20 protein-coding genes and 4 tRNA genes are annotated in these 25,540 nt (G+C 44.4%); 16 read left to right on the top strand and 8 right to left on the bottom strand.

The features are described from left to right. Window positions 1-5 precede the first annotated feature (5 nt). The 3 genes from ACYVGZ_RS11865 to ilvD all read right to left on the bottom strand — a co-directional run bounded on the left by ACYVGZ_RS11865 (window position 6) and on the right by ilvD (window position 4,012). The gene (locus tag ACYVGZ_RS11865; protein ID WP_460755749.1) at window positions 6-1,226 is read right to left on the bottom strand and encodes a sensor domain-containing diguanylate cyclase; all 1,221 of its coding nucleotides are present in this window, start codon (window positions 1,224-1,226) and stop codon (window positions 6-8) included. A 24-nt stretch (window positions 1,227-1,250) separates the two neighbouring features. Then, window positions 1,251-2,093, bottom strand: a complete 843-nt coding sequence (locus ACYVGZ_RS11860) for a 23S rRNA (adenine(2030)-N(6))-methyltransferase RlmJ (RefSeq protein ID WP_460755746.1) — start codon at window positions 2,091-2,093, stop codon at window positions 1,251-1,253. A gap of 74 nt (window positions 2,094-2,167) precedes the next feature. Continuing rightward, window positions 2,168-4,012, bottom strand: a complete 1,845-nt coding sequence (gene ilvD, locus ACYVGZ_RS11855; RefSeq protein WP_460755743.1) for a dihydroxy-acid dehydratase — start codon at window positions 4,010-4,012, stop codon at window positions 2,168-2,170. Between the two features lie 130 nt (window positions 4,013-4,142). On the opposite strand from ilvD, the gene ACYVGZ_RS11850 reads away from it, so the two are divergent. Beyond that, window positions 4,143-5,351 carry an EAL and HDOD domain-containing protein gene (locus ACYVGZ_RS11850; RefSeq protein ID WP_460755739.1) on the top strand — a complete coding sequence of 403 codons (1,209 nt, stop codon included), beginning with the start codon at window positions 4,143-4,145 and terminating at the stop codon, window positions 5,349-5,351. 438 nt (window positions 5,352-5,789) lie between these two features. On the opposite strand, the gene fdxA is transcribed toward ACYVGZ_RS11850, so the two are convergent. Both fdxA and mutS read right to left on the bottom strand, forming a co-directional pair. After that, a complete protein-coding gene (gene fdxA / locus ACYVGZ_RS11845; RefSeq protein ID WP_460755736.1) occupies window positions 5,790-6,113 on the bottom strand; it encodes a ferredoxin FdxA in 324 nt (107 codons plus the stop codon). Between the two features lie 145 nt (window positions 6,114-6,258). Further along, window positions 6,259-8,898, bottom strand: a complete 2,640-nt coding sequence (gene mutS, locus ACYVGZ_RS11840) for a DNA mismatch repair protein MutS (protein ID WP_460755733.1) — start codon at window positions 8,896-8,898, stop codon at window positions 6,259-6,261. Window positions 8,899-8,975: 77 nt separating this feature from the next. Here mutS and ACYVGZ_RS11835 point away from each other — a divergent pair, with 77 nt between their 5' ends. Together ACYVGZ_RS11835 and recA are read left to right on the top strand one after the other, a co-directional pair. Continuing rightward, a complete protein-coding gene (locus tag ACYVGZ_RS11835; protein WP_460755730.1) occupies window positions 8,976-9,470 on the top strand; it encodes a CinA family protein in 495 nt (164 codons plus the stop codon). An 89-nt stretch (window positions 9,471-9,559) separates the two neighbouring features. After that, on the top strand, window positions 9,560-10,621 hold the full coding sequence (gene recA, locus ACYVGZ_RS11830) for a recombinase RecA (protein ID WP_460755728.1): 1,062 nt from the start codon (window positions 9,560-9,562) through the stop codon (window positions 10,619-10,621). A gap of 51 nt (window positions 10,622-10,672) precedes the next feature. On the opposite strand, the gene ACYVGZ_RS11825 is transcribed toward recA, so the two are convergent. Further along, window positions 10,673-11,560, bottom strand: coding sequence for a DMT family transporter (locus ACYVGZ_RS11825; RefSeq protein ID WP_460755725.1), 888 nt, complete (start codon window positions 11,558-11,560; stop codon window positions 10,673-10,675). A gap of 28 nt (window positions 11,561-11,588) precedes the next feature. Continuing rightward, window positions 11,589-12,038 carry a recombination regulator RecX gene (recX, locus tag ACYVGZ_RS11820; RefSeq protein ID WP_460755722.1) on the bottom strand — a complete coding sequence of 150 codons (450 nt, stop codon included), beginning with the start codon at window positions 12,036-12,038 and terminating at the stop codon, window positions 11,589-11,591. 192 nt (window positions 12,039-12,230) lie between these two features. On the opposite strand from recX, the gene ACYVGZ_RS11815 reads away from it, so the two are divergent. The 9 genes from ACYVGZ_RS11815 to ACYVGZ_RS11775 all read left to right on the top strand — a co-directional run bounded on the left by ACYVGZ_RS11815 (window position 12,231) and on the right by ACYVGZ_RS11775 (window position 19,641). Beyond that, window positions 12,231-13,481, top strand: coding sequence for a D-amino acid dehydrogenase (locus ACYVGZ_RS11815; RefSeq protein WP_460755720.1), 1,251 nt, complete (start codon window positions 12,231-12,233; stop codon window positions 13,479-13,481). 15 nt (window positions 13,482-13,496) lie between these two features. Continuing rightward, window positions 13,497-14,606 carry an alanine racemase gene (gene alr, locus ACYVGZ_RS11810; protein ID WP_460755717.1) on the top strand — a complete coding sequence of 370 codons (1,110 nt, stop codon included), beginning with the start codon at window positions 13,497-13,499 and terminating at the stop codon, window positions 14,604-14,606. 247 nt (window positions 14,607-14,853) lie between these two features. Then, window positions 14,854-17,472, top strand: a complete 2,619-nt coding sequence (alaS, locus tag ACYVGZ_RS11805; RefSeq protein WP_460755714.1) for an alanine--tRNA ligase — start codon at window positions 14,854-14,856, stop codon at window positions 17,470-17,472. 65 nt (window positions 17,473-17,537) lie between these two features. Further along, the gene (locus tag ACYVGZ_RS11800; RefSeq protein WP_460755711.1) at window positions 17,538-18,779 is read left to right on the top strand and encodes an aspartate kinase; all 1,242 of its coding nucleotides are present in this window, start codon (window positions 17,538-17,540) and stop codon (window positions 18,777-18,779) included. A 141-nt stretch (window positions 18,780-18,920) separates the two neighbouring features. Further along, window positions 18,921-19,109, top strand: a complete 189-nt coding sequence (csrA, locus tag ACYVGZ_RS11795) for a carbon storage regulator CsrA (RefSeq protein ID WP_460755708.1) — start codon at window positions 18,921-18,923, stop codon at window positions 19,107-19,109. A 71-nt stretch (window positions 19,110-19,180) separates the two neighbouring features. Further along, window positions 19,181-19,270, top strand: a tRNA-Ser gene (locus ACYVGZ_RS11790). Window positions 19,271-19,330: 60 nt separating this feature from the next. Then, window positions 19,331-19,407 (top strand) — tRNA-Arg (locus tag ACYVGZ_RS11785). 58 nt (window positions 19,408-19,465) lie between these two features. Then, window positions 19,466-19,542 (top strand) — tRNA-Arg (locus ACYVGZ_RS11780). A gap of 22 nt (window positions 19,543-19,564) precedes the next feature. Continuing rightward, window positions 19,565-19,641 (top strand) — tRNA-Arg (locus ACYVGZ_RS11775). 65 nt (window positions 19,642-19,706) lie between these two features. Here the strand turns inward: ACYVGZ_RS11775 and ACYVGZ_RS11770 are convergent. Beyond that, window positions 19,707-20,639, bottom strand: coding sequence for a tRNA dihydrouridine synthase (locus ACYVGZ_RS11770; protein WP_460756019.1), 933 nt, complete (start codon window positions 20,637-20,639; stop codon window positions 19,707-19,709). Between the two features lie 227 nt (window positions 20,640-20,866). On the opposite strand from ACYVGZ_RS11770, the gene ACYVGZ_RS11765 reads away from it, so the two are divergent. From ACYVGZ_RS11765 to ACYVGZ_RS11750, 4 genes are all read left to right on the top strand, one after another. Continuing rightward, window positions 20,867-21,127, top strand: a complete 261-nt coding sequence (locus ACYVGZ_RS11765; protein ID WP_460755706.1) for an OadG family protein — start codon at window positions 20,867-20,869, stop codon at window positions 21,125-21,127. 20 nt (window positions 21,128-21,147) lie between these two features. Beyond that, window positions 21,148-22,938: a sodium-extruding oxaloacetate decarboxylase subunit alpha gene (gene oadA / locus ACYVGZ_RS11760; RefSeq protein ID WP_460755703.1), complete on the top strand. Its 1,791-nt coding sequence runs from the start codon at window positions 21,148-21,150 to the stop codon at window positions 22,936-22,938. 16 nt (window positions 22,939-22,954) lie between these two features. After that, window positions 22,955-24,127, top strand: a complete 1,173-nt coding sequence (locus ACYVGZ_RS11755) for a sodium ion-translocating decarboxylase subunit beta (protein WP_460755700.1) — start codon at window positions 22,955-22,957, stop codon at window positions 24,125-24,127. A gap of 251 nt (window positions 24,128-24,378) precedes the next feature. Beyond that, complete coding sequence (locus ACYVGZ_RS11750) at window positions 24,379-25,281, top strand: LysR family transcriptional regulator (protein WP_460755698.1); 903 nt, start codon at window positions 24,379-24,381, stop codon at window positions 25,279-25,281. The last annotated feature ends 259 nt before the right edge of the window (window positions 25,282-25,540 follow it).

The following is a 25,540-nucleotide window of genomic DNA, read 5'->3' as shown; positions in this document are numbered from 1 at the left end:
TATGCTTAGCGAATGGCTATTTGTTGTTGTTCGGCTAATCCTTGTTCAACAGCATGGTTAGCACTTTGTGCAAGCTCTTCTATGTCTTCGCCGTCTTCAGGAAAGGCGGCAATACCCACATGAATATCACTTACCGACACATGGCTCTTAGCCAATAGTGTGGTTTCCTCTTCCGTGGGAGCCAATATGCTTTCTAACAAGTGATGGGCGTCTTTTATGCTGGTGTTTGGTAATAATAAAAGCAGTTTGTCGGCTTCAACTCGGGCCAATATGTCCGCTTCACGAATTTTTTTATAAATATGTCGCGCTGCAGTTAAAATGGCGATGTTGCGGGTTTCTAACGGTAATTTTGCCAGTTTATTGTTCGTATCTAGAAAGATCTTGGCCATGGTTAAAGGGGTGTACTGACGGCGAGCTAGTCCTAATTGCTTTTTAAAATGGGTAATGGCAGCAGCGCGAGTGAGTAGTCCTGTTAATTCGTCAAAAGTAGCTTGATTGCGTAGGTGTTCTTCAAGGGCCTTTTGATGGCTAATGTCTACGACAAAACCAATGACCTTATTGATGCTTCCATCTAACGCGTGAGTATAAGTACGGCCACGCTCTTTCACCCACATATAGTCTTGGTTGTGTTTGCGAATACGGTATTCCACTTCGTATAAATCTTGTTGCAATGAAATATGTTCACTCACGACCTGAGTAAGACGTTCAACATCGTCTGGGTGCACGCGGGTATGCCATTCAGCGCTTGAGCGAGGCGTGCTTTCCTGTTCGCAACCTAATAGTAGGGCAATAGACTTTGAACAAGCGATAAAGTCTGTGCCTGTTTCCCATATCCATAATCCAGCAGAAGATTCGTGTAAGGCGAATTTAAGGAGGGTATTTTCGGCGGTTGCTAGGTCAAGGTGTTCTGAGTCGTACACACAGGCTAAGACGGTGTTTTGCAGTGCTTGAAAAGACAGCTGCATGCTAATGATTTTATCGCCAACACGCATATTGCATTCGCAGCGTTCAAGAGTTTTGTTCTGGATTTTCTCCTGTAGAGCGGCCCAGTTAAGCTGGTCAGTATCATGGCAAAGTGCATTCCAGTGATTTGCGGCTTGAGCATTGCGGTTTTTAAAGATAAGGTCGAAATTGGTGTTGATGTCTAAGATCTCACCACTGTTACTATCAATAATAAACGCAGGCGTAGGCATGCTTTTGAACGCTGCTTCGAAATGATTTTCCATGATTCCGCTCCTTCTCTTTCAATCCTATTCAGGGGTAATCCAACGGATTTGGAAATCCGCTTGCTCGTCTTCTGCCAGTAAATCTTTTAATACTGGCAAACATGCTTGGCAATCCTTTTCTAACGTCCAAGGTGGGTTGACCAAAATCATACCACTACCAGCCATACCACGCTCTTTTTCCGTGTCACGAATACACAGCTCTATCAGTAAGACGTTACGAATTTGTGTGCTCTTTACATCTTGTAGTAGTTGGTCTGCTTGTTTACGGCTTAATACAGGGTACCAAATGGCGTAAGTCCCTTGAGGGAAGCGTTTGTGACCTTCTTGTAACGCCTGTACTACAAATTGGTAATCCTTTTTTACCTCATAAGGTGGGTCCATGAGAGTAAAGGCGCGCTTTTGCGGTGGCGGTAACATGGCCTTTACTGCCGCAAAGCCATTGTCTTTTACGACATTGGCGCGGCGTTTGTTCGGAAAAAGTGCCGCTAATAGGGGGTAGTCGTTAGGATGTAACTCACAGAGGTGTAGCTTGTCTTTTTGGCGCACGTAGTAGTCGACAACCTTGGGACTACCAGGGTACAAGCTAAGTTCGCTGCCTGGGTTCATTTGGCGAACGATATCTAAGAATGCTTCTATAGGTTCTGGTAGATTGTCTTCATTTAATAGACGACCTATACCAGATTCAAACTCTTTGTTTTTTTGTGCTTGATCAGAAGCAAGCTCGTACTGCCCTATACCTGCATGGGTATCAAGATAGAAAAAAGGCGATTCTTTCTTAATAAAATGGCGGCAAACTTGGCTGACAATAAGATGCTTTAAAATGTCCGCATGGTTTCCAGCGTGGTATATGTGCCGATAACTGAGCATGTTTTATCCTGTATTTAAATGAAAAGGTCGCTACGATATGCAGCGACCTTGAAAAGCAAAAGAATGCGAGAAAGCTAGTCCAGTTGGTCTAGATCACGTACTGCACCCTTGTCTGCACTCGTTGCGAAGTGAGCATACACTTTCAATGCAGGGGTTACTTTGCGTGGTCTTTCTTTTGCTGGTTTCCAAGCTGCGTTGCCTTTTGTTTCCATTGCTTGGCGTCGTTGCGCTAGCTCTTCATCACTCAACAATACGTTAATTGAGCGGTTTGGGATATCAATGCGAATGATATCGCCATTTTCAACTAGACCAATGGCACCACCTGCCGCAGCCTCGGGAGACACGTGGCCAATGGATAGGCCAGAAGTACCACCTGAGAAGCGTCCATCTGTCAATAAGGCACAAGCTTTACCTAGGCCTTTAGACTTAATGTAAGAGGTAGGGTAAAGCATTTCTTGCATCCCTGGGCCACCTTTTGGTCCTTCGTAGCGTACGATAACAACTTCACCAGCCACGACTTTATCGTCCAAAATGTTCTTCACGGCTTCATCTTGGGATTCGGTGATATGTGCAGGCCCTTCGAATACAAGGCAAGACTCATCAACCCCCGCACTCTTCACGACACATCCATCTTCTGAAATATTACCAAACAGAACAGCCAATCCGCCTTCAAGAGAGAACGCATTCTCGATAGAGCGGAAACAACCTTCTTTACGGTCGCCATCAAGTGATGGCCAGCGAGTAGACTGACTAAAGGCGGTTTGGGTCGGAATACCCGCAGGGCCAGCCTTATAAAACTCTATAACCTCAGGTGTTGGCGAGCGCATAATGTCCCAAGTTTCCAAGGCTTCTTCCATTGTTTTGGAATGAATAGTATGAACTTGATTATGTAAGAGTCCTGCACGATCGAGCTCACCCAGTAAGCCAAAAATACCGCCAGCTCTGTGAACATCCTCAATGTGATATTTTGGTGAGTTCGGTGCCACTTTACACAACTGAGGTACTTTGCGAGACAAACGGTCGATGTCTGCCAAAGTAAAGTCGACTTCAGCTTCGCGAGCGATGCCTAATAGGTGCAGAATGGTGTTGGTTGATCCCCCCATCGCAATGTCCAGGGTCATGGCGTTCTCAAAAGCTTCAAAGGAAGCAATAGCGCGAGGCGCTAAGTGTAGCTCGTTGTTTTCGTAATAACGCTTAGTGATGTCAACAATGCGCTGCCCAGCTTCTAAGAATAAACGATGGCGATCAGAGTGTGTGGCAAGTGTTGTTCCGTTACCTGGTAAACTTAGGCCTAAAGCCTCTGTTAAGCAGTTCATGGAGTTAGCGGTAAACATACCAGAACAAGAGCCACAAGTTGGACAAGCAGAACGCTCGTATTCAGCGACTTTTTCATCGGAAGCAGTTGGGTCTGCTGCAATGACCATAGCGTCCACTAGGTCGAGCTTATGTTCAGAAAGCTTGGTTTTACCTGCTTCCATTGGGCCACCAGAGACAAAAATGACAGGAATGTTTAAGCGCATAGCCGCCAATAGCATTCCAGGGGTGATTTTGTCACAGTTGGAAATACAAACAAGTGCGTCGGCACAGTGTGCATTTACCATGTATTCAACAGAATCGGCAATTAAGTCTCGGGAAGGTAAGCTGTACAGCATGCCATCATGGCCCATGGCAATACCGTCGTCCACCGCTATGGTATTAAATTCTTTAGCGACACCGCCCGACTTTTCAATTTCACGGCATACTAGCTGCCCAAGGTCTTTTAGGTGAACGTGACCTGGAACAAATTGCGTGAAAGAGTTAGCGACAGCAATAATTGGTTTATGAAAGTCATCGTCTTTCATTCCGGTTGCACGCCATAAAGCACGGGCACCGGCCATATTACGGCCTGAAGTAGAGGTTTTCGAACGGTATTCTGGCATCTTTTTTCCCACTTTTTTTTGCTTTATATAGATGAGGCATGTTAACAAGTTTATGACTTATCCCCAATGACAAATTTACCTGTTTGGGGTGCTTTCACATTATTCTCTTGATTAAGTTGAGGTTTTGCGCATGAGCGGCGATGAAAATAGTGCTTACACGTCCATGGCTTTAGCTCGGCAACCCATAGTCGATCAGCATTTAGCGGTAATGGGTTATGAGCTTCTTTACAGAAAAAGTGCGCATTCTATCAGTGCGGACATTGTTAACGAAGTGGCAGCCACTTCTCAGGTAATGGCAACGGCTTTATTTGGCATCGGTGTGGGGAGCCTTGTTGGGGCGAATCTCGCTTTTATAAAGCTACCACGGGATTATCTATTAGCGCCTAGTGGCATCCCCTTTGAGAAAGACAAAGTGGTCATCGAAGTGTTGAATAACGCAGATTTTGATCCTATTTTGTTGGCCGCACTAAGGCGTTGGTCAGCTGCTGGTTACCATATCGCTCTGAGTGGCTTTGAGTTTGAACCAAAACTAGTGCCCTTTGTAGCACTAGCAGATTACATTAAGTTAGACATGCGTCAGTTAGGTGAAACGGGTTTGCATCAGCAGGTTCAGCAGCTGCAAGATTTCAATGTTAAATTAATAGCAGAAAAAGTTGAAACTTGGCAGGAGTACCAATTCTGTCAAGCATTAGATGTGCATTACTTTCAGGGGTACTTTTTCGAAAAACCTGAGGTAATGGCAAGTAAGGCATCAAAAGTGAATAACATGACTTTATTGCAGATCATGTCATCTCTTTTGCAGGCGGATTTAGATGTTGATGAACTTGAGCGAATTGTTAGCCAAGATGCGGGTTTAGTGCATAAATTATTACGTTTTCTGAACTCCCCAGTTACTGGACTTGTAGCCACCGTGGATTCCGTTCGCCTTGCCATCATGTTGATTGGTGCCGATCAACTTAAATCCATTACGAATATGTTGCTAATGTCGGAAATGGTAGGGGACCGTCAAATTTTACTTGAGCAAATCATGGTGAGAGCGAAGCATATGGCACTTTACGCTCAAGCGAAAGGTTATGGCAACCAGGACAAGTATTTCTTAGCGGGTATGTTATCTATGATGGATGCGTGTACTGGGATGAGCTTAGAAGAAGTGCTAAGTGAATTACCCCTGCCTAATGAGTTTATTAACGCCATTATTCAACGAGCAGGCCGTTTAGGTGAAACCTTGAGCCTGATTGAAGAGTATGGTCAAGGGGGGCAGCTTGAACAGGATGAAACAATGCAAACAAGCTATGTCTCTGCTATTAAATGGGTCGATGAGTTTTTAGCGGTAATTTAAATGAACAGTTTAAAGGGATTTTTGTAAGCGATATCTGACGCATTTGTAGGGAAAGGATTTTTGTTTTGTGCTGAATGGTCTTTTATGCTTGTAATTTATGTTTAAGTCATTGATTTTAAAATATATGTTATCATTTTTTGTATTTCTATAGTACTTGCCTTCTATCTGTTTTTTGCTAAATTAAACTCATGTTAGCAACAAGCAAGGATGTTTGTTAGTAAGGTGAAGCTTAATAGGAATTAAGTGCCGAAGCTGTCGCTAGATAAAACGATAAGGATTTTGAACAATCGAATGGATCCGATTGTAGGTTAGGATAACAGTAACTTCAGGGTGAAGTGAACAGTGACGTTTTACTCAGTGGATGAGCGCTTAACAGGAAGTGAGCATAAAAAAAAGAGCGATTTGAAATCGCTCTTTTTTTTGTTTTGAACAAAAGGCCTAGCGCTCTAGGTGCTCAAGCTTATCTTCAACACCGTCCCACTCAGTTGCATCTGGCAGGGCATCTTTTTTCTCGGTAATATTTGGCCAAATCAGTGCAAGATCTTGGTTTAATTCAACAAAAACTTCTTGATCTTCTGGTAGCTCATCTTCAGAAAAAATGGCATTTGCCGGGCATTCTGGCTCACACAAGGCACAGTCGATACATTCATCTGGGTTAATGGCCAAAAAGTTAGGACCTTCGTAGAAACAGTCTACAGGGCAAACTTCGACACAGTCAGTATATTTACAGCGAATGCAGTTATCGGTAACGATGAAAGCCATTCGACTTCTCCTTCCAAAGTATTTAAAAAATAATTCTCTCTATTTTAGAGGTATGCTAATTTCTCAGCAAGCAAGATTCGCGAAAATGCTAAATTTATCTGTCATTAGCTTATATCTTGTCTGCGGTTCTTTTCGCTCCACCTTGTTAGATTTCAGCTTTGAGTTCATGAAGCGCGTTTAATGCTTGCAGTGGTGTCATGTTATTAAGGTCTAAGTCTTTTAAACGTTGTTCTAAAATACTGGGTTCAGGCTCAAAAAACATATCGCCTTGTAAGGGCGCTACAACAGCCTGTTGTAAGCTCTCAGCTTGGCTTGATGGCGTTATATGCGCTGCGCCTTGTTCTATTTTAGGTGGTTTGTCTGAGTCGTCCGTTGCGACTTCCAGTTCGCCCAACTTGTGTTTAGCATGTTGAATAACAGTCTTTGGTACACCTGCTAATTGTGCGACCTGTAACCCATAGGATTGGCTCGCTGGGCCGTCGTGCACTTTATGCAGAAATACAATGTCGTCATGATATTCGGTGGCCGTTAAGTGAACGTTAGCAGCATTGTCGAGCTGTTCTGCCAGAGCCGTGAGCTCAAAGTAATGTGTCGCGAATAATACATAGCATTTTAGTTGCTTGGCGAGGTGCTCAACCGCTGCCCAAGCGAGAGATAAGCCATCAAAGGTACTGGTGCCACGGCCAACCTCATCCATTAGGACCAAGCTGTTTTGGCTGGCATTGTTCAAGATGTTAGCGGTTTCGGTCATTTCAACCATAAAGGTGGAACGTCCGCCAGCCAAGTCATCAGAAGAGCCCATACGAGTAAAGATTCGATCCACTACATTAATTGAGGCCTCGCTTGCAGGGACAAAGCTTCCGGTATGGGCTAATAAGGTAATCAGAGCAATTTGCCGCATGTAAGTAGACTTACCCCCCATGTTAGGGCCAGTAATCATTAGCAATGTGCGCTCTTGATTAAGTACTAAATCATTTGGGATAAAAGGATCCGAAATAACGGACTCGACAACCGGGTGTCGCCCCTCCTTAATATTAATACCCCCCTTGTTATGAAGATTAGGGCAGGTAAAGTTCAGGGCATTAGCACGCTCGGAAAAATTATTTAAAACATCCAGCTGGGCCAAGGCTTGGCTGGCAGTTTGCAACTCTTGCAACTGCTTATTCAGCAGGTCTAGTAACGCTTCGTAGAGTTCTTTTTCTCTAGCCAGGGCTTTTGACTTGGCACTTAGCGCCTTGTCTTCGAAGGTTTTTAATTCAGGAGTAATAAAGCGTTCGGCATTTTTTAATGTTTGTCGACGTATATATTCTACAGGGGCTTGTTCTGAATGCAGGCGGCTAATTTCAATATAGTAACCATGCACACGGTTAAAGCCAACTTTTAAAGAGCTGATCCCTGTGCGCTCTTTTTCTGTACGCTCCATTTCTGCTAAAAACTCGGTAGCATTACTAGATAGATTAAGCAGCTCGTCTAGTTCTGGGTCATACCCTTGGTCGAAGACGCCACCGTCGCGTATCACTGAAGGAGGGTTTTCTACTAACGCCTTGCTAAGTATTTGCGTTAGCTCTGGTTGCGCCTTAATACGACTGTTGAGTTCTTGCAAGCGAGCCGCTTGGCTGGCGTTTAAGGCTTCATTAATACTAGGAAGTGCTTCTAGGGCAAAGCGTAGGCGCAATAAGTCACGTGGTCGAGCTGAGCGTAGGGCAACCCTAGATAGAATGCGCTCCACATCGCCAACTTGTTTGAGGGCGGTATAAAGGGCTTGCGTTATGCCTGGCTGTTGGCATTCACGGACTACTTGTTGACGGGCTTGGATTTCATCAAGGTCTCTTATTGGTGTATGCAGCCAACGTTTTAACAGGCGACTGCCCATTGGTGTAGCACATTCGTCCAATACGCTGATGAGCGTGTTTGAGGTGCCACCTGTTAAGTTAATGTCTATTTCTAAGTTGCGGCGGGTCGCACCGTCAATTAATACGGACTGGTCTTTATGTTCAACAGTGATAGCCTGGATATGAGGCAAGGCCGAACGCTGTGTGTCCTTTGCGTATTGTAATAAAGCGCCAGCAGACGAAACTGCGGCCGTAAGCGCTTCACAGCCAAAACCAGACAAATCCTTAGTGTTAAATTGCTGGATCAGTTGGCGGTAGCTAGAGTCATAATCGAAATGCCATGGCCCAAGTTCACAAATACCTTTTTCTAACGCTAGGGCTTCGCGTGCGGGGAAGTCTTCGGAAATAAGCACTTCTTTGGGAGACAAGCGTTGTATTTCGCTGCTTAAGGCCTCGTAGCCATCCACCTCGAACACACAAAAACGACCGCTGGCCATGTCTAAGTATGAAAAACCAAATACATCCAACCCTTTGCGTTTTTGGTGGGCAAGCGACAGAAGTAAATTTTCACGCTTTTCTTCTAGAAAGGCTTCATCACTTATGGTGCCTGGTGTGACAATACGAGCGATTTGTCTTTCTACCGGCCCCTTGCTGGTGGTTGGATCTCCTGTTTGCTCGGCAACAACAACAGATTCGCCCATTCGAACTAAGCGAGCTATGTAGTTTTCCGCGGCGTGGAAAGGAATACCGGCCATGGGAATCGGCGCACCGCCAGAATGCCCTCTGGCGGTTAATGTAATATCTAATAACTGAGCAGCACGTTTGGCATCGTCATAAAACAATTCATAAAAATCACCCATTCGATAGAAAAGAAGTTGGTTAGGGTGTTGGGACTTCAAACCAAAATATTGGCGCATCATTGGAGTGTGGTTATCGCTTGCCGATTTGCTCATCGCTGCTTCTCAATTGTGATCCGTAAAATAGGGGGGTATTCTACGGCAAATTGTGAGTGGATTTAAGGGATAGGAAAATGAATCAGTTTGAAAAAATGCAGCAAGCAGCCGTTAAAGCGAGTGATGCTCTCATGGCGCAAAATATCATGCTTGTAACAGCAGAGTCATGCACAGGGGGGTTAATTGGGGCAACCTGTACTGAGTTGGCGGGCAGCTCTGCTTGGTTTTTCGGTGGTGTGATTAGCTACGCGAATGAAGCCAAAATGCAGGGGTTGGGCGTTAACGAGAATACCCTGATCGCTCATGGGGCGGTATCAGAGCAAACCGTCCGAGAAATGTGTGCTGGGGCGCTACAACTTGGTGGTGGTCTTGCTGTTGCGGTGAGTGGTGTTGCTGGTCCTGCAGGTGGCTCGCCAGAAAAGCCTGTGGGTTGTGTGTATATAGGCTGGCAATTAAAGGGCTCACAAGCGGTTGTTAAACGCTGTCAATTTGTTGGTGACCGGAGCCAAGTGCGTGAGCAAACGGTACTGACCAGCTTGCAAGGCATAGTCGATTTACTGGAAGAAAAATAATACTGTTTTTATATACAGTATTTCTTGAGATTCCCTGTAAAAAGCGCTAGAGTTACCAGCAATGAAACATTAGCCACAAGGATTACATTATGTCATCGACTGCAGACAACAAAAAGAAAGCGTTAGACGCTGCTTTATCTCAAATCGAGCGTCAATTTGGTAAAGGCGCAATCATGAAGATGGACGAGGGGGCGAAGCTGGATATTGAAACCGTTTCGACTGGTTCGTTGGGTTTAGATATTGCGCTTGGTGCTGGTGGTCTGCCATACGGACGTATTTGTGAAATTTATGGACCTGAGTCTTCAGGTAAAACGACTTTAACCCTAAGTGTCATTGCAGAAGCGCAAAAACAAGGTAAAACCTGTGCATTTATTGATGCCGAGCATGCTCTTGATCCTGGCTATGCAGAAAAGCTAGGAGTAAATATCGGCGATCTGTTGGTTTCTCAGCCTGATACTGGTGAGCAAGCACTTGAGATTGTAGACATGCTGGTTCGTTCTAACAGTGTCGATGTGGTCATTGTCGATTCTGTTGCAGCGCTAGTACCTAAGTCTGAAATAGAAGGCGAAATGGGCAGTTCTTCTGTTGGTGTACAGGCGCGTTTGCTTTCTCAAGCCATGCGTAAGTTGACGGGTTCTATTAAAAACGCCAACTGTCTAGTGGTCTTCATTAACCAAATTCGTATGAAGATTGGCGTGATGTTTGGCTCACCAGAAACCACAACGGGCGGTAATGCACTGAAATTTTACTCTTCAGTTCGCCTAGATATTCGTCGCATTGGCTCTGTGAAACAGGGCGACGAAGTAATTGGTAATGAAACCCGAGTGAAGGTGGTAAAAAACAAAGTAGCGCCACCATTTAAGCAGACAGAGTTCCAGATCATGTACGGTGCAGGCATTTATCGCATGGGTGAAGTCATCGACCTAGGTGTGAAACAAGGCTTTATCGATAAGTCTGGCGCTTGGTACGCTTATGAAGGGAATAAAATTGGTCAAGGTAAAGCCAACGCTGCTCAATTCCTTGCTGACAACCCTGAAATTGCTCAAGCGGTTGAAGCAAAGATTCGTGAAACGCTATTACCTAGCAAAGCTAAGTTAGCAGAAGAAGCTCAAAAGGCCGATAAAGAAGAAGCCGATCAACTTGAGTTCTAATCATCGACTACCTTAGTCAAGAATACATAAGCAGGCATCAAGCCTGCTTTTTTATTGGTTGTGTTTAGGAGTTTTCTTAAAGGGGTTAAACCCTGTTACTAAAGCTGTTCCAAGGATGACGATGCTGGAGCCTAAAAAAGTATGCAGTCCTACTTTTTCATCTAATAAGAACCAGCCCCAAAAAATACCGAAAATAGGCACAAGGAAGGTAACGGTTAAAGCCGATGTCGCACCTACTTCGCTGATTAATCGAAAGAAAAGTAAGTAGGCTACACCACTGCAAAGAATGCCAATGAGAACAACGGACCAAATGACAGCAGGGGTGAACTCATAGTTGTTTACGGGAAAGAAAAAGACCATAGGCGTTAAGGGAATAACGGCGCCCCACATGCTGCCATTAGCGTTGGTGAAGGCGTCTAGCTTTTTGGCGCTTTTGGCGTAATGACTAGAAATACCGTAAAACAGCGGAGCACCAAGACCTATAATAATCGCTATGAAGGCGCCGTCTTCTTCTATTAACTGGTCACTACCTACTAGTAGGGTTACACCAAGTACGCCAAGCAAAAGTCCTATAGCAACTTTTATGTCAACAGTATTACGGTGGCTAATAAGGCCAATGAGTGTTCCCCAAATAGGGGCCGTTGCATTAATAATTGATAATAAAGAGGCTGATAATGTCTGAGCTGCAAAGGCTAAACAAAGAAATGGAATACCAGCGTTTAGTGTCCCTAATGTAAGAAAGTGTCGCCAGTTTTCGCGCCAAACGAGTTGTTTACCCAGTAATAAGCCGACGCACAAAAGGAAGGCTGCTGCTAAGCCAACACGCAGTTCAATCAGTATAACGGGCCCCAGAACGGGAGCGGCAATTCGCATGAATAAGAATGAGCCTCCCCATATAGCGGATAAAATAAGAAGAATGAGGAAGTTGGTTTTGGTCATTTTAGTGCATCGCTATTGTCTAAGAGAGTTATTGGTCTTGCGGGCTTAAAGCGTATTGGATTTGATCATAGTTAAATCCCCGATACTGTAGATGGCGCATTTGTTTTGCTTTTTCCTTAAAGTCCTTCGGTATTTGATCTCCAAACTTTCTGCTTTTTAACTGTCTTGCCAGTTCATACCAATCAGCTTCCGCATTTTCTAGGGCGTGTTTGGCTAGTTCGGATTGAATACCCTTTTGATTCAGTTCTTGAATAATTCGTGCAGGTCCTGTTCCTTGCCCAGCCTTGCTGCGGACGTAAATCTCGGCAAATCTCTCATCATTTAGATAATTGAGTTCCTTTAGCTTTTGGCAAGCTTGCTCAATTTCTTCTTGCTCACAGCCCCGTTGTTTGAGCTTTTGCGTTATTTCATGTTGGGAGTGTTCTCGATGACTGACTAAATTTAACGCTTGATCGTAAGTAGATGGGGGTGTGCTCATTGTGATTCTCCTTGCAAAAATAAGTCTATCATTAATAGCAATTGGAAAGAGTTTGTTGTTCAGGATATAAAACTAAACAATTCAATTGGTAAAGTTTTATCGTCTGGCTATTAAGATAAAATAAGATGATAAAACTTAAAATCATATGAAAGAATAGTTTATATAACTTTTGTATTGTTTGGGTGTTTTGATATGCAGGTATGTATTTTAGGTGCAGGTGTTGTTGGGTTGACGTCAGCGTATTATCTTGCCAAAAAAGGGGTGATTGTTACGGTTGTAGATCGTCAGCCTGGGGTGGCGCTGGAAACTAGTTTTGCGAATGCAGGGCAAATATCCCCTGGCTACTCAGCGCCATGGGCTGCGCCAGGTGTACCTTTGAAAGCCGTTAAATGGCTGATGCAGAAACACGCTCCTTTAAAGGTGAGCCTGCAACCAGAGCTTGCTAAGCTAGAATGGATTGGCAAAATGCTTGGCCAGTGTAACGCAAACAGTTACCGGGTAAATAAATCTCGCATGATGGCTCTAGCCGAATACAGCCGAGACCAATTCGTTTCACTGAGGCAGGATATTGGTATTCAGTATGACGACCGCCAATTGGGCACTTTGCAATTGTTTAGAAGTGATGCACAGGTGGAAGCTGCGGAAAAAGACATCAAGGTGTTAAAAGAGCTAGATGTTCCTTATGAGCTTTTGTCCCCAGAGCAAATTGCACAGGTGGAAACGGGGCTGGCCTCCGTGAAAGATAAATTCAAAGGCGGCTTGCGACTAACAGGGGATGAAACTGGAGACTGCTTTACTTTCTGCCAAGCATTACAGAAAGAGTGTGAAGCTTTGGGTGTTAACTTTCAATTCAATGCTAACATTCAAAGTTTGTCTGTGCAGGCTGGGAAAGTGCAAGGAATCGTAACTGAACAGGGTTTACAGAACTTTGATAACCTTTTGGTGTGCTTGGGAAGTTATTCGAAGAAACTTTTAGCGGATTTGGATATTTCTATTCCTGTATACCCAGTAAAAGGATATTCCTTAACCGTTCCAATATCGAACGATCAGTTTGCCCCGATCTCAACCGTAATGGATGAAACCTATAAAGTCGCAGTAACTCGCTTAGGTAATCGAATTCGTGCAGCGGGCACAGCAGAGTTAAATGGGTTTAACTTGGCATTGCCGAAAACTCGCACAGAAACTATTAACCATGTAGTTAGCGATTTATTTGGTGAAGGCTGTGATCTTACACAAGCAGATTACTGGACAGGGCTACGACCTATGACGCCAGACGGTACGCCAGTAGTAGGGGCGACGAAAATTAAAGGTTTGTACCTTAATACAGGTCATGGAACCTTGGGGTGGACTATGAGCTGTGGTTCTGCGGCGGTGATCGCCGATATTATGACAGAAGAAAAAACAGCCATAGATGCGCAGGCATTAGCAGTCACAAGATATTAAGTTTAAGGGGAAGAAATGGCGAGGCCACTGGTTGCAACGGTAGATTTAACCGCGATCTTATTCAACTATCGTTACGCAAAGAAACTACAACCGAACCGTAAAGCGTTTGCGGTTGTAAAAAGTAATGCCTATGGACATGGTGCTAAAGAGGTGGCGCTTTTTCTTGATGACGAGGTTGATGCCTTTGCCGTAGCGGCCATAGAAGAGGCCTTGGCTTTAAGAGAAGCGGGAGTGACGTCTCCTATTATGTTGCTTGAAGGTGTGTTTGAAGCGCAAGAGTGGGCTTTGTGTGAGCAGCATGGTTTTTGGGCCGCAGTTGAAAATGCCCAACAGATGCAATGGTTAATGGATGCGTCTGCGAAAATTGAAAAAGTGTTTGTTAAGCTGGATACCGGCATGCATAGGTTAGGTGCTGATGCCGCAACTGCACAACACTTTGTAGAGCAGTTGAGACAGGCCGATCTAGTGGAAGAAGTGCTGCTAATGACGCATTTTGCTTGTGCTGATGATATTGCAGACAGTGCAACGTTAGAACAATTGACTGAGTTTGAAAGAGCACGCCATCAAATAGGCGGCATAGCAGCAAGTGTGGCAAATTCTGCAGCCATAATGAAGTGGGCTATTCCTGAAGGTGGGTGGATTCGTCCAGGTATTATGCTTTATGGGATTTCTCCTTTTGCAGGGCTGACAGGCCAACAGCTAGGGTTAAAGCCTGCTATGAACTTAACCTCCAAAGTCATCTCGGTGCGTGATATTCAAAAGGGGGCGAAAGTCGGTTACGGTTATACTTATGAAGCATCTCAATCACACCAATTAGCCACTGTAGCCATCGGCTATGGTGACGGCTATCCTAGACATGCTCATACAGGAACCCCACTGACTGTCGATGGACAAGCAGCCACACTGGTGGGGCGAGTGGCTATGGATATGATCATGGTGAAAGCGGAAGATGCTGGCCAAACTTTGTCTCTTGGTCAGACTGTCGAGATATGGGGAGAGCAAGTTCCAGTTGAAAACGTTGCTGATCACGCCGGTACCATTGGTTATGAACTGGTAACGCGTATGACCGCAAGGCCAACTTACCGCTACTTAACCGAAGAAAACGCTACTACTTCAAACTCCTAGGAAATGGCTGCATACAGCGTATTTTGAGCGCGCCGTTTTGCTAAAAAGCATCTTTACTGACGTTAAAGATGCTTTTGTTTAAGCTTTATACAAAAATAAGCTTAAAAAACCTTCTGTTTCTTTTGAAAACACCTGTCTTTAGCGTGTATTATTTTGTGCTTTTCATTGCATCGAGCCGAGTTAGAGAGAAAGGTCGGCTACGCAATACCATTCGCCTAGATTAAAAGAGATAGAGACTCATCCCATTATGAAGAGTTCTGAGTTACGCCAGTCATTTTTGTCCTTCTTTGAAGGGAAACAGCATCAGATCGTTGAATCCAGTTCGTTGGTTCCGGGTAACGATCCAACCCTATTATTTACAAACGCCGGAATGGTTCAGTTTAAAGATGTTTTCTTAGGAGAAGATCTGCGTCCTTATTCACGAGCGACCTCTTCACAGCGTTGTGTGCGTGCTGGTGGTAAGCATAATGATTTAGAGAATGTTGGCTATACGGCTCGTCACCACACCTTCTTCGAAATGTTGGGTAATTTTAGCTTTGGGGATTACTTTAAAGAAGATGCCATTGGTTATGCTTGGGAATTCTTAACCGGAGTGTTAAAGCTACCTACTGAGAAGTTATTGGTAACCGTTTACGCTGAAGATGACGAAGCCTTTGATATTTGGCATAAGAAAATTGGCTTGCCAGAAGAGAAGATCATCCGTATTGGGGATAACAAAGGTGGTCGTTATCAATCAGATAACTTCTGGGCGATGGGTGATACAGGCCCATGTGGCCCTTGTACCGAAGTGTTTTATGATCATGGCGAACACATTTGGGGTGGACCTCCAGGTACTCCAGAAGAAGACGGTGACCGTTTTATTGAAATTTGGAACGTGGTTTTCATGCAATTTAACCGCTCTGCGAATGGTGATATGGCTCCCCTGCCAAAACCTTCTGTTGATACGGGAATGGGGCTTGAGCGTATTGCGGCAATATTGCAGGGTGTGCACAGTAACTACGAAATAGATTTATTCCAGAACCTTATTGCGGCGTCTGCCAAAGCTGTGGGTATTGATGATTTGTCATCTCAGTCATTGCGAGTGATCGCGGACCATATCCGCTCTTGTTCTTTTATGATCGTTGATGGTGTTGTGCCATCCAATGAAGGTCGTGGTTATGTTTTGCGTCGTATTATTCGTCGCGCTGTGCGTCATGGCAATAAATTGGGTCAAAAAGGCGTTTTCTTCCATACCTTGGTCGAAGCGTTAGACAAAGAAATGGGGGATGCCTACCCTGAACTTCGTAAGCTAAAAGAACGTGTTGCTTCTATCTTGCTGAAAGAAGAAGAGCAGTTTGCAAAAACCCTTGATCAAGGTATGAAAATTCTTGAAGAGGCGATTTCTCAGTTAGGCGAGAGTAAAACCATTGCAGGCGAAACGGTTTTTAAACTTTACGATACCTATGGTTTTCCGGCGGATCTTACCAATGATGTTGCCCGTGAAAATAACCTAGAAATTGATGAAGATGGTTTTGCTAAAGCAATGGAAGAGCAGCGTGCCCGTGCCCGCTCCGCAAGTAACTTCTCAATGGATATGTCAGGTGGCGTGAAGCTGGAAAACACAACAGAGTTTACAGGTTATACAAGCCTAGAAGGCCAGTGTGTGATTGATGCCATTTTAGTTGATGGTGGTTTTGTCGAGCAACTAGAAGCAGGTCAAAGTGCAGCAATCATTCTAAAAGAAACACCTTTTTACGGTGAGTCTGGTGGCCAGGTGGGCGATCAGGGGTGGTTGCGTGGCAAAGGGGCGTTTAAAGTCTCTAACACGACAAAACAAGATAAAGCTCACTTGCATCAAGGCGAGTTGAAAGAGGGTGTATTAAAAGTTGGCGACCAGATCGTTGCTCAAGTGGATCGTTCTATGCGCAAAGCAACGACACTCAATCACTCTGCGACACACTTAATGCACGAAGCGCTTCGTCGTGTGCTAGGCGAACATGTGACGCAAAAAGGTTCCTTAGTCGACCCAGAAAAGCTACGTTTCGACTTCTCTCATTTTGAAGGGGTTAGCTCCGTAGAAATTGAGCAAATTGAAGATATGGTTAACGAGCAAATTCGTTTAAATCGTCCTGTTGAAACCGACATCATGGGTATTGAAGCCGCTAAGCAAAAAGGGGCGATGGCTCTGTTTGGTGAAAAATACGATAGTCAAGTTCGTGTGTTAACCATGGGGGCGGATTATTCTATTGAGCTTTGTGGTGGTACCCATGTTGAACGTACTGGTGATATTGGTGTGTTCAAAATCGTTGCTGAGAGCGGTATTGCCGCAGGTGTTCGTCGTATCGAAGCATTGACTGGGAAGGCGGCTATTGATCATGTGCGCCAGACCGAGCAAACACTGTCTAGTATTGCTGGAATCGTAAAGGGCAATAAAGACACGGCGTTGGATAAAGTAACAGCTTTGAATGAGCTTGCGCGCAGTTTGCAGAAAGAGCTTGAACAACTGAAGAGCAAAATGGCTGCTTTAGCTGGCGCTGATTTGGCTTCACAAGCTGTTGATATTGCTGACGGTAAATTATTGGTTGCGCAAGTAGAGCTTGAAGATCCTAAAGCACTTCGAGGCTTGTTAGATGAATTGAAGAGCAAGCTGGAGTCGGCAGTGATTCTATTGGCGGCGGTTAATGATGGTAAGGTGAGTTTGATCGCGGGTGTTACTAAAGAGCTGACCAAAAAAGTGAAAGCCGGTGATCTAATCAAGATGGTGGCACCACTTGTTGATGGTAAGGGTGGTGGCCGTCCGGATATGGCCCAAGCAGGTGGCAATAACCCGTCTGCTTTGCCTGAGGCGTTGGCCGCTGTACCTGCCTGGGTAGAAGAAAGAGTTTAGTCGGACTCATGGCTTACTAGAGTGTTTCTAGTAAGCCTGCGATTTGTAAATAGGTATAAATAACTATGGCGTTGTTAGTTCAAAAATACGGTGGTACGTCTGTCGGTACGGTTGAACGTATTGAAGCGGTGGCTGACCGAGTACAAAGGCATAAGCAAAATGGCGATGATGTTGTTGTCGTAGTGTCTGCTATGAGTGGAGAAACCAATAGGTTGGTGGCTCTTGCTAAGGAGATTGATTCATCGGCTAGCGCTCGTGAAATGGATGTGCTGTTATCCACTGGTGAGCAGGTTACTATTGCGTTGCTATCAATGGCCTTAATGAAGCGTGGTTTAGATGCGCGCTCTTATACAGGTTCGCAGGTACGAATCACCACGGATAGCGCCCATACAAAAGCTCGTATTCAGCACATTGATACAGAGCCTATGCAAGCAGATCTGGATGCGGGTCGAGTTGTTGTTGTAGCCGGCTTTCAGGGAGCTGATGAAGATGGCAATATTACTACCTTGGGGCGTGGCGGATCTGATACCACAGGTGTTGCTCTTGCTGCGGCGCTTAAGGCGGATGAATGTCAGATCTATACTGATGTTGATGGTGTTTATACGACAGACCCAAGAGTCGTCGATAGCGCCCGTAGGTTAGATAAAATAACCTTTGAAGAAATGCTAGAAATGGCCAGCCTAGGTTCGAAGGTTTTACAAATTCGCGCTGTAGAGTTTGCGGGCAAATATCAAGTGCCATTAAGAGTATTGTCGAGTTTTAGTGAAGGTGAAGGTACTTTGATCACCACAGAGGGGAGTAAAAATATGGAGCAACCTGCCGTTTCTGGTATTGCATTTAATCGTGACGAAGCAAAATTAACTCTCAAAGAAGTGCCTGATACACCAGGGATTGCTTCACATATTCTGGGTTCAATCAGTGATGCCAATATCGAAGTCGATATGATAGTGCAAAATATTTCTGTGGATGGAACGACAGATTTTACCTTTACAGTGCATCGTAACGAATATGAACAAGCGCTTAATATTCTGAATAATGTTAAGCAAGAACTGGGTGCTCGCGATGTGTTATCTGATGCGAAGATCGCGAAAGTCTCAATTGTAGGTGTGGGAATGCGCTCCCATGCTGGTGTAGCTAGCCGTATGTTTAGAGCATTGGCGGAAGAGTCTATTAATATTCAGCTTATCTCTACCTCTGAGATAAAAGTGTCTGTCATCTTAGATGAAAAGTACATGGAGCTTGCTGTGCGAGCACTACATTCAGCATTTAAATTGGATTCTGGTGTCATGGAGGCAAGTGAGTCTTAGTTAAATTGCTTAGTGGTTTTGTAAACAGGGATAGAAAAACCATTAAATGACGGTTAGAATAAGTTGTGTAGGCAAAATCCTACAAGAGGGTTCGGTTAAGGCTGGATTCACTATTTATTTTATATACAGGGAGAAAAGACAATGCTAATTCTTACTCGCAGGGTTGGAGAAACCCTAATGGTTGGTGATGAAGTGTCTGTAACCGTCTTAGGTGTTAAAGGTAATCAAGTACGTATTGGTATTAATGCGCCAAAAGATGTCTCAGTGCATCGCGAAGAGATTTACCTACGCATTCAAAAAGAACAAGATGAACAGGTTGTAGAAGATTAATTTTTTTTAAAAAAATTGCTTTAAGGCCTTTACATAGCGGATAGGCAGTATATACTACGCCGCACTTGTTTGGAGAGTTGGCCGAGTGGCCGAAGGCGCGCCCCTGCTAAGGGTGTATGGGTTAACACTCATCGAGGGTTCGAATCCCTCACTCTCCGCCATTTCAAGTTTTACATTAGAAGCTATCCTTTTTAATGTTTATTACTGAAGTTTGAAATTACGCATCCGTAGCTCAGCTGGATAGAGTACTCGGCTACGAACCGAGCGGTCAGAGGTTCGAATCCTCTCGGATGCGCCATTTCGACATTCCATAGTAAGTTGTAGATTACTTTGGTCTTAAGTAAAATTTATGATGTGCATCCGTAGCTCAGCTGGATAGAGTACTCGGCTACGAACCGAGCGGTCAGAGGTTCGAATCCTCTCGGATGCGCCATTATAAAAGTATACCAAGTTACGCATCCGTAGCTCAGCTGGATAGAGTACTCGGCTACGAACCGAGCGGTCAGAGGTTCGAATCCTCTCGGATGCGCCATCTTTTCCCCTTTCTTATTTTTCAATTTTCTTTTTCTGTATTTGACTTTTTACCCATTGTCTTAATTATTGTTGTTTTCTTGCTTGTTCAAATACTTGCATGAAGTCAATAAAGCTATTTGCTCTTCTTAGGGCTTGCAGGTTGTCTTTTACGACAGGAAAATGAAAGCGTAGGTGTCCGCACCATTGTTTCAACCGCCCTAGTGTCGCGACCTCGTCATAGACTTCCTGCAATTGTTGAGCGTAATCTGCAAAAACTTCATACAGCCTTTCTTCCTTTGTCTTTGCTATTTGCCCTGTTAGGGCGGCTCTTATCTCTTCAAAAACAAAAGGGTTGTTTAGGGAGCCGCGGCCAATCATGAAGTGATTACAACCTGTTATTTCTTGACATTGCATGAGGGAATGGAAATCTGTGATGTCGCCGTTGGCCACCACTTCCATTTTGGTTCTTTCATTGATTAGGGCAATTTTTTCCCATCTTGCTGGTGGGCGGTAGCCATCTTTTTTGGTTCGGCCATGAACAGTTAGTTTTTGAGCGCCAGCTGAGCTGATGGCGTCCACGTTATCAAAGAGTAAGTGTTCGTCTTCATACCCTAGCCTTATTTTTGCAGAAACGACCACTGATTTAGGCAGTGCCTCGCGAATGCTAGAAACAATGTCATATAAGGTTTCTGGGTATTGTAGTAGTACTGAGCCTCCTCCGTGCCCATTCACTCTTTTAGCAGGGCAACCAAAATTAATATCTATGTGATTTGCACCGGCTAAATGTGCGGCATAAGCACTTTGTGCCATTAGCTCGGCATTGCTGCCTAATAGCTGTGTGTGGACAGGGTGTTGGTGGCGAGTTTGGGCGCCATGCTGGTTTTCCGGGACGAGCCGCTTGAAGGTATGGCTGGGGATCGCGTATTGAGTCACACGAACAAACTCAGAGACAAGGTAATCCATGCCGCCAATCTGTGAGAGTAAGGCTCGCATGGTGTGATCCATTACCCCTTCCATTGGGGCGACGGCGAGCGTCAATGGTTGTTTTTTTGTCAAGGAGTGCGAATTTTTTGCTGATTTTTGAGGATTGTTCACGAAATATGTCAAACTGTTATGTAAAAAAAATATCAAACTGTTCTGGTTTGTGGTAAAAAATAGAGCACAATTTACGAAACAGTGTAATGAATGAGCATATGAGCACATTCGGCGCTGACAAACAAGATAAGTGTATAGGTATAAATTCTATGAACGGACTGCTTGAAGACGGTGTTGGCTTAATGGTTTTGGGTATGGGGTTTGTATTCTCCTTCCTGATTCTACTTATTTTTGCGACCAGCTACATGTCGCGTTTATTAAATCGCTTTTTCCCTGAGGTTCAGGCTCCTGCTCCTGTTCAGTCTGCGGCTCAAAGTGGTGTGCAAGCTGCGCCAGCAGTAGATGCTCATATGACGGCTGTGATTACCGCGGCTATTCAACAACACCGTAAAAGTAAAAATCTTAACTAATTTCTTGCTGAGGCTGAAACATGACAACTACAAAACAACCTCTAGGTATTACAGACGTCGTTCTACGTGATGCTCACCAATCTTTATTCGCAACTCGCATGCGCATTGATGACATGCTTCCAATTGCCGAAAAGCTAGACCAAATTGGTTACTGGTCTTTAGAGTCATGGGGCGGTGCAACCTTTGATTCATGTATCCGTTACATTGGTGAAGACCCATGGGAGCGGATTCGTGAGCTTAAGAAAGTGATGCCAAATACGCCTCAGCAAATGCTATTACGTGGTCAAAACTTATTGGGTTACCGCCATTATGCTGATGATGTGGTAAACAAGTTTGTTGAGCGTGCTGCAGTAAATGGTGTCGATGTTTTCCGTATTTTTGATGCGATGAACGATCCTCGTAACCTTGAAACAGCGATTAAAGCTGTCAAAGGTCAAGGAAAGCATGCACAAGGCACTATTTCTTATACTAAGAGCCGAGTGCATACCACCCAGAATTGGGTAGATTATGCGAAAACCCTTGAGAATATGGGGGCAGACTCTATTGCCATTAAAGATATGTCTGGCATTTTAACGCCTTATGATGCGTTTGAGTTGGTTCGCCTGTTGAAAGCGCAAACAGAGTTGGAAGTTCACCTCCATGCTCATGCCACGTCTGGGCTATCAGATATGACTATTCTAAAAGCGGCTGAAGCCGGTGTGGATCGTGTTGATACGGCAATCTCTTCCATGTCGATGACATATGGCCACAGTGCAACAGAATCTGTAGTGGCTGCATTACAGGGTACAGATAGAGATACAGGGTTAGATTTAACCAAGCTTGAAGAGGTTGCTTCATACTTCCGTGATGTGCGTAAGAAATACGCGAAATTTGAAGGGTCGCTACGAGGTACGGATTCTCGCATTCTTATTGCTCAGGTTCCGGGTGGCATGTTGACCAACATGGAGAACCAACTGAAAGAGCAGGGTGCTGCCGATAAGTTTGATGATGTGCTAAAAGAAATTCCGAAAGTCCGTGAGGATCTAGGTTTAATTCCTCTTGTTACGCCAACTTCTCAGATCGTTGGTACCCAAGCTGTATTAAATGTTTTAACGGGTGAGCGTTATAAATCTATTTCTAAGGAAACGGCTGGGATTCTTAAAGGCGAATACGGCGCAGCTCCTGCTGAATTTAATAAAGAGCTTCAAGAGCGCGTGTTAGATGGTTCAGAAGCTATTACTTGTCGCCCTGCAGACTTGCTATCGCCAGAAGTTGAAAAGTTGACTGACGAATTGCTAGGTTTAGCCAAAGAGAAGGGCGTGAAGTTGGCAGAAGATCAGATTGATGATGTTCTGACATACGCTTTGTTTCCTCAAATTGGCCTTAAGTTTTTGCAAAATCGCGGTGATGCCGATGCCTTTGAGCCAGTTCCGTCAGCAAATGATGTATTGCCTGACGCTTCTCAAGCAGCCGCTGATACCGGAGTCTATACAGTGACAGTAGCAGGCCAAAGCTATGTTGTTGAAGTGACTGATGGCGGTGATGTGAGTCAAATACAAACTGTGGCATCGAATGTGTCGCCGAGCACACCTGTGGCTGCTACTCCAGCTCCTGCTTCTGGTGGTGAGGATGTACCCTCTCCATTAGCGGGTAATATCTTTAAAGTGCTTGTATCTCCAGGCCAGCAAGTGGCTGAAGGTGAGACGGTCATGATTTTGGAAGCCATGAAGATGGAGACCGAAATTTCTGCACCTAAGTCAGGAGTAGTTGGTGCAATTAATGTGAAAGAAGGCGACTCAGTGCAAGTGGGTCAAGCTCTACTAACTCTATAAAAGGCTGTATTGAATAATGGAAAGCAAATTATTAAACCTATATCACGATACCGGCTTTTATCAATTAGAGTTTGGTCAGTTTGTGATGATCTGTGTAGGCCTTCTATTGGTCTACCTAGCAATCAAAAAAGGCTTTGAGCCACTGCTATTATTACCTATCGGTATTGGCGCAGTGTTGGTGAACATTCCAGGAGCAGGCTTCACTGCGGCTCCTGTATATGATGCCGCTGGGCATATGGTGTCTCCGGGTGGTTTGCAGTACTACATCTATCATGGTGGTATAGAGACAGGGCTCTTTCCTCTATTGATCTTTATGGGTGTGGGGGCCATGACGGATTTTGGTCCTATGCTGGCTAATCCAAAAACACTGTTGCTTGGTGCCGCTGCTCAATTTGGTATTTTTGCGACAGTCATTGGAGCTGTTGTGCTGGGTGCTGCTGGTATTATGGACTTTACTCTAGCGGATGCAGCGGCGATCGGTATTATCGGTGGTGCGGATGGTCCAACGGCCATTTTTGTTGCTAGCCGTTTAGCACCAGATCTTTTGGGTGCCATTGCGGTGGCAGCTTATTCTTATATGGCTTTGGTGCCGCTTATTCAGCCACCTATCATGCGCGCTCTAACTACGCCAGATGAGCGTGCGATTAAAATGGAGCAGCTGCGTACGGTAAGTAAAGCAGAAAAAATTATCTTTCCAATAGTTGTTACCGTGATGGTGGCGATGTTTCTACCAAGTGCGGCACCTTTGTTGGGTATGTTTTGTTTTGGTAATTTGATGAAAGAGTGTGGTGTTGTAGATCGTTTAAGTGATACAGCCCAGAATGCCTTGATCAATATTGTGACTATCTTTCTAGGTTTAGGTGTTGGTTCAAAACTTAGCTCAGAAGCGTTTTTGAACTTAGAAACCTTGGGTATTCTATCTCTTGGTCTAGTTGCCTTTTCAATTGGTACCGCAGCGGGTGTACTGATGGCAAAAATGATGAATAAGTTTTCATCTCATCAGATTAACCCTTTAATCGGTGCTGCTGGTGTGTCTGCTGTTCCTATGGCTGCTCGCGTAGCGAACAAAGTAGGACTGGAAGCCAATAAACAAAACTTCTTGTTGATGCACGCCATGGGGCCAAACGTTGCGGGTGTAATTGGTTCAGCTGTTGCTGCGGGTGTCATGTTAAGCTACGTGGCTGGCTAATTAGACCTTTGCCTCTAAAACCAGTGCTTTTGATTTTTCGAAAGCACTGGTTTTTTTTGAGTAAACGGAATGTAATGACTTGTTATGTTTAATTGTTGCGCGTTTTCTTTGTGAGTGTAATCCATTACATTGTAACGATAGAAATGGTTTGTAGTCGATTGAACTATCTTGGCTTTTGATAGCTCAAAGCATTTATTGTATAACTATTTTGTTCGGCTCCTATAGGGGTTGGTGAGGCTTTAGGGAAAAACATGATACCAGTGTTTAATAATCTGCAAACCTTCGTTATTGCCGCAAAAGAGGGGAGTTTTGCGGCAGCCGCTTCAATCTTAGGTGTTACGCCAGCAGCCGTAAGTCAACAAATTCGCCAGTTAGAAATACAGTTAGAAGCTGTTTTGTTTGAGCGCTCTAAAGCAGGTGTGTCTTTAACGCCAGAAGGTAAGCAATATCTTTATTATGTTGATCAGGCATTTGACCTGCTTAATCAAGGTAAAAGAGCATTAGATTCGGCAAAAAATAAACATGTTTTCACTATTGTTGCCCCCCCTAGTATTGCCAGTAAATGGCTAATGCCAAGAATTTATAGTGCCATGGAGTATCACCCAGAAATAGAAATCCATGTAGAAGCAAGCCATAGTAAAGTGAATTTTTCTCATGGTCAGCAAGATGCTGCTATAACCTACGGCCTTTCTGGTGCCCAAAACGACGAGAGTATGTATCTTTTTAGAGATGTAGTCGGGGTATACGCTAGTCCGGATTTATTAGAAAAAATAGAAGGTACGTGTTCTAATGATGATCTTGCTCTGCTGCCAAAACTGGACGTGAACTGGGGGCAAGATAATTTAAATCTGCCTTCCTGGTCGGATTGGCTTTTGAAAGCAGAGGTAGTGGAGGGTAAGCAGGAGCAGATGTTGCAGTACAACCTATCAAGTTTAGCAATCGATGCTGCCATTGATAGCAGGGGGCTATTGCTTTGTCAGAACTTGCTAGTGAGTGAAGAGTTGACGATTGGGAAACTAGTGCAAGTATCGGACGTGGTAATTCCTCTTAAAGAAGCCTATTTTCTCACCTACCCGAAAAAGACCTTGCAACGAGAAAATGCTAAGGATGTCATAGGGCTTATTGCCTCTCCAACCCGATCCCTCCAAAAATAAGCATTGAGAATTTTAAATATATTTTTATTAAAAAGTGCTTGCATTAAATCTTTAGATCCTTAATATACGCCCTCGCTGACACGGACAGGGCTTCAAACTCTTACAGAGATTGAGTCGCTTAAGTGTAACGGCAACGCTCTTTAAAATAGATAATCAGATAATTTGTGTGGGCGCTCGCTGGAGGCTTCAAAAAGAAATTGAAGTCTTACGAGACGTCTAACACGTCAATTCGCTTTATTAAGTAAATTGTTAGTGTTTC

It is taken from the genome of Marinomonas epiphytica, from assembly GCF_054780655.1.
This window is presented reverse-complemented; position numbering and strand designations above follow the sequence as displayed.

What these genes read in the sequence shown, in the direction of transcription:
- fdxA (WP_460755736.1), bottom strand. Translation starts at nt 6,113, where the DNA reads ATGGCTTTCATCGTTACCGATAACTGCATTCGCTGTAAATATACTGAC.
- ACYVGZ_RS11815 (WP_460755720.1), top strand. Translation starts at nt 12,231, where the DNA reads ATGCAGGTATGTATTTTAGGTGCAGGTGTTGTTGGGTTGACGTCAGCG.
- csrA (WP_460755708.1), top strand. Translation starts at nt 18,921, where the DNA reads ATGCTAATTCTTACTCGCAGGGTTGGAGAAACCCTAATGGTTGGTGAT.
- oadA (WP_460755703.1), top strand. Translation starts at nt 21,148, where the DNA reads ATGACAACTACAAAACAACCTCTAGGTATTACAGACGTCGTTCTACGT.
- mutS (WP_460755733.1), bottom strand. Translation starts at nt 8,898, where the DNA reads ATGAGCAAATCGGCAAGCGATAACCACACTCCAATGATGCGCCAATAT.
- ACYVGZ_RS11800 (WP_460755711.1), top strand. Translation starts at nt 17,538, where the DNA reads ATGGCGTTGTTAGTTCAAAAATACGGTGGTACGTCTGTCGGTACGGTT.
- ACYVGZ_RS11825 (WP_460755725.1), bottom strand. Translation starts at nt 11,560, where the DNA reads ATGACCAAAACCAACTTCCTCATTCTTCTTATTTTATCCGCTATATGG.
- alaS (WP_460755714.1), top strand. Translation starts at nt 14,854, where the DNA reads ATGAAGAGTTCTGAGTTACGCCAGTCATTTTTGTCCTTCTTTGAAGGG.
- ACYVGZ_RS11755 (WP_460755700.1), top strand. Translation starts at nt 22,955, where the DNA reads ATGGAAAGCAAATTATTAAACCTATATCACGATACCGGCTTTTATCAA.
- recA (WP_460755728.1), top strand. Translation starts at nt 9,560, where the DNA reads ATGTCATCGACTGCAGACAACAAAAAGAAAGCGTTAGACGCTGCTTTA.
- ilvD (WP_460755743.1), bottom strand. Translation starts at nt 4,012, where the DNA reads ATGCCAGAATACCGTTCGAAAACCTCTACTTCAGGCCGTAATATGGCC.
- recX (WP_460755722.1), bottom strand. Translation starts at nt 12,038, where the DNA reads ATGAGCACACCCCCATCTACTTACGATCAAGCGTTAAATTTAGTCAGT.
- alr (WP_460755717.1), top strand. Translation starts at nt 13,497, where the DNA reads ATGGCGAGGCCACTGGTTGCAACGGTAGATTTAACCGCGATCTTATTC.
- ACYVGZ_RS11750 (WP_460755698.1), top strand. Translation starts at nt 24,379, where the DNA reads ATGATACCAGTGTTTAATAATCTGCAAACCTTCGTTATTGCCGCAAAA.
- ACYVGZ_RS11835 (WP_460755730.1), top strand. Translation starts at nt 8,976, where the DNA reads ATGAATCAGTTTGAAAAAATGCAGCAAGCAGCCGTTAAAGCGAGTGAT.
- ACYVGZ_RS11765 (WP_460755706.1), top strand. Translation starts at nt 20,867, where the DNA reads ATGAACGGACTGCTTGAAGACGGTGTTGGCTTAATGGTTTTGGGTATG.
- ACYVGZ_RS11850 (WP_460755739.1), top strand. Translation starts at nt 4,143, where the DNA reads ATGAGCGGCGATGAAAATAGTGCTTACACGTCCATGGCTTTAGCTCGG.
- ACYVGZ_RS11865 (WP_460755749.1), bottom strand. Translation starts at nt 1,226, where the DNA reads ATGGAAAATCATTTCGAAGCAGCGTTCAAAAGCATGCCTACGCCTGCG.
- ACYVGZ_RS11770 (WP_460756019.1), bottom strand. Translation starts at nt 20,639, where the DNA reads ATGGAAGGGGTAATGGATCACACCATGCGAGCCTTACTCTCACAGATT.
- ACYVGZ_RS11860 (WP_460755746.1), bottom strand. Translation starts at nt 2,093, where the DNA reads ATGCTCAGTTATCGGCACATATACCACGCTGGAAACCATGCGGACATT.